Source organism: Pseudochrobactrum asaccharolyticum, assembly GCF_003314995.1.
In the GTDB taxonomy this organism is placed as follows: domain Bacteria; phylum Pseudomonadota; class Alphaproteobacteria; order Rhizobiales; family Rhizobiaceae; genus Pseudochrobactrum; species Pseudochrobactrum asaccharolyticum.
The window spans coordinates 83,423-97,449 of record NZ_QNRH01000005.1 but is presented as its reverse complement, the minus strand read 5'-3'; the positions used below and the strand labels follow the sequence as shown (position 1 = coordinate 97,449).

At 53.0% G+C, this 14,027-nt stretch carries 10 protein-coding genes; 2 read left to right on the top strand and 8 right to left on the bottom strand.

Annotation, left to right across the window (positions count from 1 at the left end):
* Positions 1-30: 30 nt before the first annotated feature.
* Entirely contained in the window at positions 31-474 is a 444-nt protein-coding gene (locus DFR47_RS14245; RefSeq protein WP_113945085.1) for an Lrp/AsnC family transcriptional regulator, read from the top strand.
* 57 nt (positions 475-531) lie between these two features.
* On the opposite strand, the gene DFR47_RS14240 is transcribed toward DFR47_RS14245, so the two are convergent.
* The 8 genes from DFR47_RS14240 to DFR47_RS14205 form a co-directional block, all read right to left on the bottom strand.
* The gene (locus DFR47_RS14240) at positions 532-867 is read right to left on the bottom strand and encodes an FmdB family zinc ribbon protein (RefSeq protein WP_113945084.1); all 336 of its coding nucleotides are present in this window, start codon (positions 865-867) and stop codon (positions 532-534) included.
* Between the two features lie 8 nt (positions 868-875).
* Positions 876-2,111 (bottom strand): formamidase, encoded by a 1,236-nt coding sequence (gene fmdA / locus DFR47_RS14235; RefSeq protein WP_113945083.1) that lies wholly within the window; start codon positions 2,109-2,111, stop codon positions 876-878.
* A gap of 278 nt (positions 2,112-2,389) precedes the next feature.
* A complete protein-coding gene (locus tag DFR47_RS14230) occupies positions 2,390-4,135 on the bottom strand; it encodes a M14 family metallopeptidase (RefSeq protein ID WP_113945082.1) in 1,746 nt (581 codons plus the stop codon).
* Positions 4,132-4,989 (bottom strand): ABC transporter permease, encoded by an 858-nt coding sequence (locus tag DFR47_RS14225; RefSeq protein ID WP_113945081.1) that lies wholly within the window; start codon positions 4,987-4,989, stop codon positions 4,132-4,134. Before DFR47_RS14225 ends, DFR47_RS14230 begins: the two co-directional genes overlap by 4 nt.
* Positions 4,990-4,992: 3 nt before the next feature.
* Positions 4,993-5,916 carry an ABC transporter permease gene (locus DFR47_RS14220; protein WP_075657004.1) on the bottom strand — a complete coding sequence of 308 codons (924 nt, stop codon included), beginning with the start codon at positions 5,914-5,916 and terminating at the stop codon, positions 4,993-4,995.
* 69 nt (positions 5,917-5,985) lie between these two features.
* Positions 5,986-7,518: an ABC transporter substrate-binding protein gene (locus tag DFR47_RS14215; RefSeq protein ID WP_113945080.1), complete on the bottom strand. Its 1,533-nt coding sequence runs from the start codon at positions 7,516-7,518 to the stop codon at positions 5,986-5,988.
* 44 nt (positions 7,519-7,562) lie between these two features.
* Positions 7,563-9,404 (bottom strand): ABC transporter ATP-binding protein, encoded by a 1,842-nt coding sequence (locus tag DFR47_RS14210; protein WP_245416573.1) that lies wholly within the window; start codon positions 9,402-9,404, stop codon positions 7,563-7,565.
* A 20-nt stretch (positions 9,405-9,424) separates the two neighbouring features.
* Entirely contained in the window at positions 9,425-10,021 is a 597-nt protein-coding gene (locus DFR47_RS14205; protein ID WP_245416572.1) for a winged helix DNA-binding protein, read from the bottom strand.
* Positions 10,022-10,146: 125 nt separating this feature from the next.
* Between DFR47_RS14205 and DFR47_RS14200 the strand changes: the two genes are divergently transcribed.
* Positions 10,147-13,776 (top strand): hydantoinase B/oxoprolinase family protein, encoded by a 3,630-nt coding sequence (locus tag DFR47_RS14200; RefSeq protein ID WP_113945078.1) that lies wholly within the window; start codon positions 10,147-10,149, stop codon positions 13,774-13,776.
* Positions 13,777-14,027 lie beyond the last annotated feature (251 nt).

Genomic DNA, 14,027 nt, shown 5'->3' with positions numbered 1-14,027 from the left:
GATGAGCGCTGATGATACGGGATTACAGCCATGCAAATGACCGATAAGGATAAGCAGTTACTGGCGCTGATGCAGAAAAACGCCCGTGAATCTGTGGCGTCACTGGCGCGTCAGCTCGGTGTGTCCCGCACAGCTTTGCAGGAGCGTATTCAGCGGCTGGAAACCAACGGGATTATTGACGGTTATTCCGTGCGCCTCGGTGCCAATGTCAATCGTTCACCGATCCAGTGCTTCACTTTTGCGGCGCTGAATAACAAGAACTTTCCGGATGTGATCAAGCAGCTGAAAACGCTGACCGCTGTACAGGCCGTACATTCTATTTCCGGTGACTGGGATCTGATCATTCATATCTGCACAGATACGCTGGAAAAGCTCAATGCCGAGATCAACAAGATCAATGAGATGATGGGCATTGTCCGCACCACATCCAATATTGTGATGGAAACGAAATTTAATCGCGGTGCTAATTTATAAAAGCATTGGCGGGGGCGTAAAAAAGGCGGGGGAGACCCGCCTTTTTTATTTGCAGATTTAATGACTGATCATCCACGGACGGGCGGAAGGAAAGCTTTTCGCGCCGTTGGCCGAGACTTTTGCTTTGGATTTTTTAGATTTTGATCCGCAGCAGCCGCAATTCGGCCCGTGTCCTAGTGATTTTGAACTGATCGGTTCATGAGAACTGCGTTCATTCACCGCCATTGCATTACGCTTATTTGCATTCATCGATGCAAGATTAGGCGCTGTCAGCATCACACGCTTTGAGGACGTTTCACAATCCGGACAGGCGCAGGGCTGATCATATTCCGACATCGGACGCAGAGCTGTGAATGGCCCGCATTCTTCGCAGGCATATTCATAAACCGGCATGTTTCACCTCAAAGATCATAGGCAATCGGCATATCAATGGAGCCGTCGAGGAACTTCTTCGGTCCTGCTGCCGACGGGCTGATATCGAAATCGAAGATTTCGGTTGGCAGCCACAAGGTTGCACAGGAGTTCGGAATATCCACCACGCCGGAGAAATGCCCTTGCACCGGAGCCGAGCCTAAGATCGAATAGGCCTGCGCACCGGAATAGCCGAATTTCTTCATATATTCGATGGCATTGAGACAGGCCTGACGATAGGCGACATTGGCATCCAGATAATGCTGGTTGCCCTGTTCATCCACGGAAATGCCCTGGAAAATCAGATAGTCTTTATAATTCGGCACCATCGGCGATGGTTTGAAGACCGGATTGCGAATACCGTATTTTGCCATGCCGTCTTTGATCACATCGACTTTGATATGCAGCCAGCCGCCTGCCATTTCAATGGCGCCGCAGAAGGTGATTTCGCCGTCGCCCTGACTGAAGTGGAGATCGCCCATAGAGAGACCGGCACCGTCAACATAGACAGGGAAATAGATTTTCGAACCGCGCGACAGGTCTTTAATATCGCAGTTGCCGCCATGTTCACGTGGCGGGACAGTACGTGCGCCTTCCGCGGCGATCTTGTCGAAGGTTTCACCCTTCTTGATCGAACCGAGATGCGCAGTGCGGGCGTGCGGTGGATTGGCCAGAGGTGGCACACGATTTGGTTCTGTTGCAATCAGGCCAAGCTCGCGCGTGTTCCACATTTCCAGCATTTTGCGATCGGGTAGTGTACCGATCAGACCCGGATGGATCATACCGGCAAAGCTGACACCCGGAATATGGCGTGAGCGGGTGAACATGCCTTCATAATGCCAGATGGATTTCTGGGCGCTCGGGAAATGGTCGGTCAGAAAGCCGCCGCCATTGGTCTTGGAGAAGAAGCCGTTAAAGCCCCATTCATGTCCCTTGAGCGTGCCTGCATCAAGAATATCCACCACGAGAAGATCGCCGGGTTTGGCGCCTTTGACACCGATCGGGCCGGAGAGAAAATGCACCGTTGTCAGATCAACATCGCGGATATCTTCTGCTGAATCATTGTTTTTGATAGCGCCGCCGGTCCAGTCGACAGTCTCGACCAGAAAGTCATCGCCGGGATCAACCCAGACATTGATCGGAATATCCGGATGCCAGCGATTATGCAGGTTCTCATTTTCATAAGCGGACTGCGAAAGATCAACGGAAATCAGGGTTTCAGGCATGGTCTCTCCTCTTTACACACGCTGTTCCCGTGCCGTTGATGGCCGGAAATGCGGTTATTGATGTGCGCCTGATAAGGAAAGCAAAAGGCCGGACTGTAATGTATTTCTATGGATTAATTCTGATAGTGAACTCAAAGCCTATGCTGAAATATCAGATGCAGGGAAAGCCTATTTTGTCAGCAAACTGATGTAAAGCAGGGTGACATGAGACATTTTTACCTGTTGCCGTTGATCTTAAAAAAATCCCGCCGCTTTTGTTAAAAGGGCGGGATTTTTATTCAGGCAATGTGCCATTTTGCAGATAATTTTTGCAGCGCCTCATAGGCCGAGAGCACTGTTTCCATCTGCGCGGTATGTCCGCGGATGAAATCGTCACCGTAAATTGTTTCATCCGGATATTCGGTGATCAATGTCAGCGGCACGGTATGACGGTCATCGACGCCGATCAGGCAAGGGAAGCCGTTGATGATGCGGAAGCCGGTTTCGCCTGCATGTTTTTCAAACAAAGCGATCTGCGCATTGTTGTAATCTACCAGACCATCAATAGCTGAGAGATGACGGGTGACATGATCAACCAGTTCTTCGGATTGCTGCGCCCATTCGGTGTGATGACGGACGATAAGGAAGAAGCCTTTTGGCAATGTCCACATACCAAAGCCGCGCGGCACATAGCCGGAGAGCGGACGTGTCCATTCATGGGACGGGTAGCCGTGCAAATTCACATGCAACTTGGCGCCGGTCAGCGCTTCAGCCTGCGTGCGGATGGCTTTTTCCCAGAGTTTCTCGCCGCTTCGATATTCGAGATCATCACCCATAGCGGTGTAACGCGCTGCATGGTGCATGTGAAACGGATTATCCGCGCACAGACGACGATGCAGCTCATAACCGTCAGGGTTTTCCTGCGGGGAGATGGTGAAATGCGCACCTTTACGGGATTTCAGTTCATGGGCTGCACGCAAAGCACCGACCACGCCGGTGGTTTCATTGGCGTGCTGGCCACCGCTGATAATCATTGGCTCATCTGTGCCTTTGATATAGCGGCCAAGAACGCTGCGGCCGGAACGGGATTGGGCGCTGAATGCCTCTCCGCCGATATGCTCCAGTTCCATTGCAATCTGTGCTGCAAACAATGGTGCCTGTGCTGTGGCAAGCGTCTGGCTTTCACCGGTGCTGTCCTGTGTGGACAGAGCGCGGTTACTGATGCGGATTGAAGGTGCCGCATCGGCATAGGTGATTTCCGGTACGATCTGCCCCGGTTGCAAGCCACGGTCACCGAGCGGGCGACCGGATTTCTTCTGAAACACTTCCAGCAGTGAGAAATAGAAATCTTCGTGCAGCGCTTCCGTCAGGCTGAGCACTTCTTCCGCATAAGCCAGCTTCTGGTCTTTGACGGGCAGGGATACAGCAATATTCAGTTCTTCAAAATAAGGCTCTGTATTGCCCCATGTATGATTGGCAACAGCGGCAATACCGGCATGGAACAGCTGTTCAAAATCTGTCTCAAAGCGCTCAGATGTGGTCGTGCCTTGATGGGTGACTTTCAGCCAGCCGGTCGGTGACAATAGTGTTTCACCAATCGCATCCTCATGGGTACGGTTTGGTGCGAAAACCGCGTGCTGTGTAACGGTGCCGTTTTTATCTGTCAGGCTCACCTGATAGCTAAAGTCCTGTTTGCCCGATGGCTTGAACTCGACTACCGCATCACCGGTCAGTTTGGTCAGCGGATAGGTTTCCAGCAAAAAGCGGTTGGCTGCACAAGCATCATGTGCCGGATAGGCAATGCTGATCTGTGTGATATTGCTGCAGTCCGCATCTTCAAGAAAGAAATGCACCAGAGGCTTATAGGCACTATGCAGTTTGGCGGCTACGCCAAGTGCCTGCAACTTTGCCTCCGCAGCTTTGCGGCTTTGCAGATCATCGAACAGCCATGCCTCAACTGTTGCGCCTTTCATCGACGCATCGGAGAAGCGGGCAACAAGTGCATCGAGGCTGCGCTCAAAGCTTTTTTCAAAGATCATGCTCATCGTGATGTTCTCCCCGTCGGATCAAGGCTGTCACGCAGCCAGTCACCCAGAAGATTAAGACCAAGAACTGTCAGCAAGATTGCTAAGCCCGGGAAAACACTGACCCACCATGCGGTTTGCAGGTAAGTACGGCCATCGGCAAGCATACCGCCCCAGCTCGGAATCGTCGGATCAACACCAAGCCCCAAGAACGTCAGGCTGGATTCCAGCAGGATATTATTGGCGACATTCAGCGTCATCAGCACGATCACCGGACCAAGCAGGTTCGGCAGCAGATGCTGGAAAATAATGCGCCAGTCTTTGACACCGATTGCACGGGCGGAAAGGATGAACTCACGCTCACGCAGCGCCAGTACCGAAGCGCGCACCAGACGGGCATATTGCACCCATTGGGAAACGATCAGCAGGATGATGGTATTCATAAGGCCGCCGCCGACAATGGCGATAAAGGTAATGGCCAGCAGGATGAATGGCAGTGCGAGCTGCACATCGGCAAAGCGCATTACGACCATATCCCAGAAACCACGATAGTAACCGGCAATCAGCCCCATGATAACGCCGACAACCACGGCACCGGCAACGGAGACAAAGCCGACCAGCAGCGAGATTTTACCACCGGTGACCACACGTGCCAGCACATCGCGACCGAGCGGATCGGTGCCGAAAATATGGGACATATTGGTGAATGGCGGCGTCAGACGCGCCATCAGGTCGATTTTGTCCGCACCGCCGGGAAACAGCAGGCCGGAGAACAGCACGGCAAGACAGATAATGGCTGTCAGGCCGACACCGAGAATGAACTCAAGGCTGAACAGGCGGGAGAACAGCAGGGAAGAGGAAGTTTTCGCGGCCATTTTCTACTCCGTCCGGATACGCGGATCGACAAGACCATAGGCAATATCGACCAGAAGATTGACACCGATAATCATAAGCGACAGCACGGTGATACTTGCCTGCAGAACCGGATAGTCACGACCGGAAACCGCATCGAAAGCCAGTGTGCCCATGCCGGGCCAGTTGAACACGCGTTCAACCACCACAATACCACCGAGCAACCCGCCGAATTGCAGGCCGAAATAGGTGATCAGCGGAATGGCGCAATTGCGCAGCGCATGTTTGTACAGCACTTTGTTTTCGCTCAGGCCCTTGGCGCGTGCCACCATAATATACTGGGACTGCAGGGTCTCTAACATGGAGGTGCGTACCAGACGTACATTGGTAGCAGTGAGGATAATCCCCATTGTCACAGCGGGCATGATGAAGCTGGCAAAACCATCCATACCACTAGGCGGCAGCCATTGCAGGCCGACAGCAAACAGCAGTACCAGCATGGTTGCGAGCCAGAAGTTCGGGAAAGACAGGCCGACGAGCGACAGGATACGGATCAGCTGATCTGCCCATTTGCCGCGCGATACCGCGGCCTTAATGCCGAGCGGGATCGAAATAATGATCGAAACGGCCATGGATGCAAAAGCCAGCAGCAAAGTGGCAGGCAGGGCATCTTTAATCAGCAGGGAAACCGGTGTGCCGCCAAGGAAGCTGCGTCCGAAATCCAGCGTGAACAGGCCTTTGATGAAATTCATATATTGTACGATGAAAGGCTGGTTCAGACCCAGACCTTCACGGATGCGCTCCAGATCGGCCTCGGTTACGCTGCCCGCACCTTGAGTGAGCATCAGCGCCGGATCACCGGTCATACGGATTGCGAAAGCGACGGTCAAAGTCACGACAATGACGACAAAGATCGCCTGTAAAATTCGTTTGATCAGAAACCCGGCCAAAATTCTTATCCTTTATAAGATCAAGGAAATACCGCGCCGGCAAAAATGACCGGCGCGGTTATTATTGTATCAGTCAACGCTGACTTCGGTGAGACGCAGACGGCTGTCTGGCGCCGGTACGAAATTCTTCACGCGCTTGTTGATGCCGTAAATCGCTTTGAGATTGTAAAGCGGCATTTCCAATGCACGATCGGCAGCGTAATTAGCGATTTCCTTGAGGATGACTTCACGCTTGGCACGATCTGTAATGGCGCGCTGGGATTCCAGCAGCTCATTCATTTTCGCATCATTGTCATACGGGTTCCATTTTTCACCGGCGTGATACATGGAATAAGCGGTGTTATCGTAATCGAATGTCCAGCCGCCCCATGACTGCTGGAACATCGCGCCGGTTTTACCCTGCGGAATGATGTCGTTCAGCAATACGTTGGTTTCATATGGCTTGATCGTTGCATTGATGCCAATGATCTGCAGATAGCTGGAAACAGCCTGCACAACTTCGTTGAAAGTTGCATCATTACCGCGAATATCGATCTGTACGGCTGCACCCGGTTTTACACCGGCTTCAGCGAGAAGCTTCTTCGCGCCTTCCGGATCATATGGCAGCGGTTTCATGGCTGCATCATAACCGAAGGAGAGGGCACCCTGAAGGCTGGCAATCGGTTCTGCCTGACCACCGAGAATGGACTTGATGATGGTGTCGCGGTCAACGCCAAGGATCAACGCCTTACGCACGCGTTCATCAGCGGTAATACCATCGCGGGTATTATAGCGCAGTGAATAAACTGTCGGGCCGGCAGTGGTGACAATCGCCAGATTAGGATCAGCTTCGATTGTCGGGATCATACCGATCGGAATTGTCGGCGGGATCACCAGATCAACGCGGCCTGCCTGCAATTCAGCAACAGCTGTCGACGGTTCGGTGATGAAACGATATTCAAGTTCAGAAAGTTTTGGTGCGCCGCCCCAATGGTCAGCAAAAGCTTCCATCTGGATGCCGACTTTCGGCTTATAGCTGGTCACCTTGAACGGGCCGGTGCCGACAGGATTGGCATTGAAGAAATCATCGCCTTTTTCCTGAATATATTTTGGCGGCACGATCATCGCGCCGTAACCGGCGAGCTTGGTCATCAGAACCGGATCAGTGTCTTTCAGGTGGAAATCGACTGTCTTGTCGTCGATAACTTCGATCTTTTCAATCGCAACATAATTGGAACGCTGCGGGCCTTTAGCACCTTCATCACCGAGCAGACGCTCAAAGGTGAATTTTACAGCTTCCGCATTGAAAGGCTCGCCATTGTGGAATTTAACATTCTCACGCAGGTGGAAGCGAATGCGCTTGCCTTCGTCCAGTTCTTCCCACGAGGTTGCGAGCGCCGGTACGATTTTCAGATCAGGGCCGCGATAGACCAGACCGTCATAAATATTGGTGGCAACAGATGCCCAGTTGACCAGAAATGTGTCAATCGGATCCCAGCTGCCCGGATCCTGCGGTGAGGATACGGTCATTTTACCGGCAGCGAATGCCGGTGCGGATGACAGGGCAACAGCAGACAATGCTGTGCCGACAGTCAGCGCTGTAAGGAATGCTTTAAGCTTCATAATCTCGACTCCCCTTTTGTAAACAATGAAACAGATATTCGGTTTTAGGCGCTGCGGGCTATGAAATGCCCTTTGGCGATTTCTTCATGCTGCCAGATCTGCGGCTTATCCTCGATCCGGCGTGTCGTGCTCGGAATTTCGCCTTCCAGCATCGCGCGGTTGGTCCGCGCCAGCGGATCGGCAACAGGAACGGCAGAGAGCAGGCGGCGTGTATAATCATGAGACGGTGTTTCAAACACCTGACGCCGTGAGCCAAGCTCCATGATCTGACCGAGATAAAGCACGGCCACGCGGTGGCTCATTTTCTCAACCACGGCCATATCATGACTGATGAAGAGATAAGCGAGGCCGTGTTCTTTCTGCAGGTCCATAAACAGATTGATGATCTGTGCCTGAATGGAAACGTCGAGCGCGGACAGTGCTTCATCGGCGATGATCAGCTTCGGATTGGAGGCAAGCGCACGGGCAATACAGACGCGTTGGCGCTGACCACCGGAAAACTCATGCGGATAACGTCCGGCAACGGCTGAACTCAGACCCACACGTTCCAGCAATTCATCAACGCGTTTGGTGATCGCGGCTTCGTCAAGAATGAGGCCGTGGGTGCGGATCGGCTCGGCAATCGAGAAGCGGATGGTTTTGCGCGGATCAAGCGACGCAAACGGGTCCTGAAAAATATACTGCACTTCCTGACGCATGCGGAAGCGCTCAGCCGAGCTCATTTCCGAGAAAGCTTTGCCGTTAAAGCGCATATCGCCGGAAAGCGGGTTTTGCAATTGCTGGATTGTGCGGCCAATCGTGGATTTGCCGGAACCGGATTCACCAACCAGTGCCAAAGTTTCACCCGGATGAATATCGAAGCTGACCTGTGAAACCGCATTACACACATGAGTTGTGCGGCCAAACATATTCTTCTTGATATTAAAGCGCACCGACAGATCACGCACTGACAAGAGCGGCGCCTCATCAAGACGGGCTGTATTCTGAATGCGGGTTTCACCGACCAGAACCGGTTTGTTATCTTCCAGAATTGTCACCGGCATGCGTTTCGGGAAATCTTCACCGGCCATGCTGCCGAGTTTCGGCACGGCTGAGAGCAGAACTTTGGTATAAGGATGCTGCGGATTAGCGAAAATATCGCGTACTGCACCTTCTTCTACCTTTTTACCCTTCCACATCACCACCACGTCATCAGCCATTTCCGCGACAACGCCCATATCATGGGTGATGAAGATCACGGCCATTTCCAGTTCTTTCTGGAGATCGCGGATAATATGCAGAATCTGCGCCTGAATGGTTACGTCGAGGGCGGTGGTCGGCTCATCGGCAATCAGCAGCTTCGGGCGGCAGGCAAGTGCCATCGCAATCATCACGCGCTGGCGCATACCACCGGAAAGCTGATGCGGGAAGCGGCTGAGCATGCCCTGTGCATCCGGCAGGCGTACCATTTCCAGCAGACGCTGGCCTTCTTTCAGGGCTGCCTTCTTGCTCATTTTTTCATGAAGCATCAGCACTTCGGCGATCTGGTCACCAATAGTGAAAACCGGATTGAGCGAGGTCATCGGCTCCTGAAAGATCATGGCAATTTCTTTGCCGCGAATGCCGCGCATAGTTTTCTGTTCGGCATCCAGCAGGTTCATCTGTCCCTGTGAGCCGGTAAACAGGATTTTACCGGTCGGGAATTTTGCACCCAGCATATCTGCCAGGCGCATTACCGACAAAGAGGTAATGGATTTACCGGAGCCGGACTCGCCGACAATGGCGGTTGTGCGGCCGGAACGAACGGAAAAGCTCAATCCGTCCACCACGCGGGCAGTGCCGAACTCTACCGAGAGATCCTGGACTTCCAGCAAAGGCTGGGTTTCAGCTGTTTGGCGAAGCTGCACGTCGTTCACTCCGGTCATCCTTATAGTGTAATGGCAGAACGGGCTGCCTGATTAAATGCACCCGACATAAAGCGCAGCAGTGCCGCGACTTCCGACAGGGTTTCTTCCGACGGGCGGGCATTGGCTGTGGAATCCACCAGCAGACGCTCACGGATTTGCGCATAACGCGCACAGGCTTCAGCACCTTTATCGGTAATACGGACTGTCTTTTCTTTTGCAGCCTTGCCGGTGGTCAGCAAACCGGCATTTTCCAGTTTGCGCAGGGCATAGGTCGCAATATGCGTGTCTTCAATATCCAGAACCAGACAGATATCGGCAAGCTTCTTTTCACGTCCGCGATGGCGGATCGAGTGCAGGATCAGAATTTCAATCGGGGAGAGACCCGGCAACCCTGCGGCAGCCATGCAGCGTACCATCCAGCGGGAGAATGCATGGGACGCGAGAATCAAACCATATTCAACTTCGGATAAAGCGGTGGAACCGCCCTCTGCCAGATGTGCGGAAGAGACAATAGGACCGATGGACGGAACAGGGCGCAAATGCTTGGGCAAGCTGACTTCGGCCATTGACGGCTCATCATTATGCTCTGCCTTTGGCGGCGATTTTTTGCTGCTCATATTGCCAGTCTCCCAATCCTGTGTATTTTATGTCACCATCTTATCGACATTTTGTCAATAAAATGAAACTATGTTTTCCAATAAACATTCCGCGTAACGGCATAAATTTTGTGAGGGAGCCGAAAATGAGCGCAGCGACACAAGACATTTCGGGGGCTTGGGACTTCTGGATTGATCGTGGCGGCACATTTACGGATGTTATCGGCCGTGACCCGCAGGGCGTGCTCCATGCCCGCAAAGTGCTGTCCGAGAATCCTTCTGCCTATAAGGATGCGGCTGTTCAGGGTATCCGCCTGCATCTGGGGCTTGAAACCGGTGAACCGGTTCCGACCGGTGCAATCGGCGAAGTGCGTATGGGCACAACCGTTGCCACCAATGCGCTGCTGGAGCGCAAGGGCGAAAAGCTGGCACTGGTGACCACCAAAGGTTTTCGTGATGCGCTGCGCATCGGCTATCAGGAACGCAAGAATATTTTCGCAACGGAAATCATCAAGCCGGAAGCGCTTTACGACCGTGTGGTCGAGATTGATGAGCGCGTGCTGGCCGATGGCAGCACTGAAGTGCCGCTCGATCTGGCTCAGGCAGAAACTGCGCTGCGTGCGCTGAAAGCTGTGGGCTATAATGCCGTCGCTATCGTGTTCATGCACGCCTATAAATTCCCTGCCCATGAAGCTGCTGTGGCCAAAATCGCCCGCGATATCGGCATTGAACAGGTTTCTGTCAGCCATGAAGTTTCGCCGCTGATTAAGCTGGTTGGCCGTGGTGATACAACCGTTGTTGACGCTTATTTGTCGCCGGTTTTGCGCCGTTATGTGGCGCAGGTTTCCCGCGAACTCGACGTAGAGCGCACCGGTGCCCGCGTTATGTTTATGATGTCCTCCGGTGGTCTGACGGCTGCGGATATGTTTCAGGGCAAAGACGCTATTCTCTCCGGCCCCGCTGGTGGTGTGGTTGGTCTGGCACGTACCGGTGAAACGGCTGGCTTCGGTCAGGTTATCGGCTTTGATATGGGCGGCACATCGACAGATGTGGCGCATTTTGACGGCGAATACGAACGCGCTTTTGAGACCGAAGTGGCTGGTGTGCGTGTTCGCGCACCGATGATGCTGATCCATACGGTCGCTGCCGGTGGCGGTTCCATCCTGCATTTTGATGCAGGTCGTTTCCGCGTTGGTCCTGATTCCGCCGGTGCCAATCCGGGGCCTGCCTGTTACCGCAATGGCGGCCCGCTGGCTGTCACCGATGCCAATGTGATGCTCGGCAAACTGATTCCGGATTATTTCCCTTCGATTTTCGGACCAAAGCAGAATCAGCCGCTGGATGTGGAACGTGTTCGTGCGCTGTTTACACAGATGGCTGATGAAATCGGCGATGACCGCTCACCGGAAAGCGTGGCAGACGGTTTCATCCGTATTGCTGTTGCCAATATGGTTGAAGCGATCAAGAAAATCTCCGTTCAGCGCGGTTATGATGTGACCCGTTACGCCCTGAGCTGCTTTGGCGGTGCGGGTGGTCAGCACGCCTGTCTGGTAGCCGATGCGCTGGGCATGAAGAATATTCTGTTGCATCCGATGTCCGGTCTGCTGTCCGCCTATGGTATGGGCTTGGCAGATATCCGCGCGACGCGCCAGAAGGCATTGGGTGTTGACCTTGATGCGGATGCGCCTGCAGAATTGCAGCGCCTTGGTGCAGAATTGGCCACTGAGTGTGTGGCTGAACTCACCGCACAGGGCGTGGAAGAGCAGGTTATTACCAAGCATCTGCGTGCGCATATCCGTTATGCGGGCACCGATACTGTGCTTTCCGTTGAGGCAACTTATCCGGCTGTTGATGCGGCTTCGCGCCTGCGGGCTGAATTTGAAGCTGCGCATAAGCGCCGTTTTGGTTTCATTGCGGAAAATAAAGCGCTTGTTATTGATGCTGTTGAACTGGAAACCGTCGGCGGTGGTGCCGGTGAGGGCGAGGCAGCAGGCAATATTGGTGAAGCAACTGAAGCGCAGGCTGACCGTCAGACACGTTTCTATTCACAAGGTGCGTTCCATGATGCAGCTGTTGTGGTGCGTGAAACCATGCAGCGCGGCCAGACCGTAACCGGTCCTGCGATTATCATTGAGAAAAACCAGACCATTATCATTGAAGATGGCTGGCAGGCACGTCTCACCGAGCATGATCATGTGGTGCTGACCCGCATTAAGGCGCTGCCGAAACGCGTTGCCATCGGCACAGAAGCCGATCCGGTTATGCTGGAGATTTTCAACAATCTGTTCATGTCGATTGCAGAACAGATGGGTGTGACCCTGCAGAACACCGCCTATTCGGTGAATATTAAAGAGCGCCTTGATTTCTCCTGCGCGGTCTTTGATGCAGAAGGCAATCTGGTTGCCAATGCGCCACATATGCCAGTGCATCTGGGGTCGATGGATGCCTCTGTCGCCACAGCTATCCGTGAAAATCCGGTGATTAAACCGGGCGATGTTTTCCTGATCAATGCGCCTTATAATGGCGGTACGCATTTGCCGGATCTGACCGTGTGTACACCGGTATTTGATGATGAGCAGACAGAAATCCGTTTCTGGGTTGCCAGCCGTGGCCACCACGCCGATATCGGTGGTATTGCACCGGGTTCGATGTCACCGCTGGCGGTGAATATTGAGCAGGAAGGTGTCTATATCGACAATTTCAAACTGGTTGATCAGGGGCAGTTCCGTGAAGAGGCACTGGGTGATCTACTCAACGGTGCCAAATATCCGGTGCGTAACCTCACGCAGAACGTCAACGATTTGAAAGCGCAGATTGCCGCCAATGAAAAAGGCGTCGCAGAACTGCGCAAGATGATTGTGCATTTCGGTGAGGACGTGGTGAAAGCCTATATGGGGCATGTGCAGGATAATGCTGCGGAAAGTGTGCGCCGTGTGCTGGATCAATTGCCGGATGGTCAGTTCACCTATGAGCTTGATCAGGGCAGTAAGATTGAAGTCAAAGTGACGATTGACCGTGTGAAGCGTGAGGCGACAGTTGATTTCACCGGTACATCAGAACAGCGTCCGGATAATTTCAACGCTCCGCAGCCGGTAACCCGTGCCGCCGTGCTTTATGTTTTCCGCGTGCTGGTGGACGGTGATATTCCGATGAATGCCGGTTGTCTGCGCCCGATTAAAATCATTGTGCCGGAAGGCTCGATGCTGTCACCGCATTATCCGGCTGCTGTTGTAGCAGGCAATGTGGAAGTCAGTCAGGCTGTGACCAACTGTCTGTTCGGTGCAACCAAGGCTATGGCTGCAGCACAGGGTACGATGAATAATCTGACCTTCGGTAATAATGAGTATCAGTATTATGAAACTATCTGTTCCGGTGCGCCAGCAGGCCCTGGTTTCAATGGTGCCGATGCTGTGCATACCCATATGACGAATTCGCGTCTGACCGATCCGGAAATTCTGGAAACCCGTTTCCCTGTAATGCTGGAAGATTTCCATATCCGTGAAAACTCCGGCGGCCGTGGTAAGTGGACAGCCGGTAATGGCACGCATCGTACAATCCGCGCTCTGGAAGAACTGGAATTTGCGATTCTCTCCGGCCATCGCCGTATACGGCCATTCGGCCTTGAAGGCGGCGAAGACGGTCAGCTGGGACGTAATGAAGTGCGTCGTCAGGATGGGGCTGTTGAAGTGCTGAAGGGCTGCGATCAGGTTGTGCTGAAAGCCGGTGAGGCCTTCACCATCATCACGCCGACTGGTGGTGGTTACGGCAAGAGCTGAGCAATAAAACCCTTATGAATCAGGCAAAGCCCTTTGTTTTATAAGCAAAGGGCTTTGTGCTTTTGAGGAAACCGTAAAGGGTTGCTTCTGCTCAGATGATGATTTTGACTCTGTATGTGTTGTTATAAATGCCACAGCGCAGGTCAAAAACTAATTCTTCTCACGTTAATTCCGTTTTTACCATGTTGTTGTCATAGATGTGGCTATTCAGGTTTTTGAGAACTGCTGAATGAAAAGCGTGCAGAGCATTT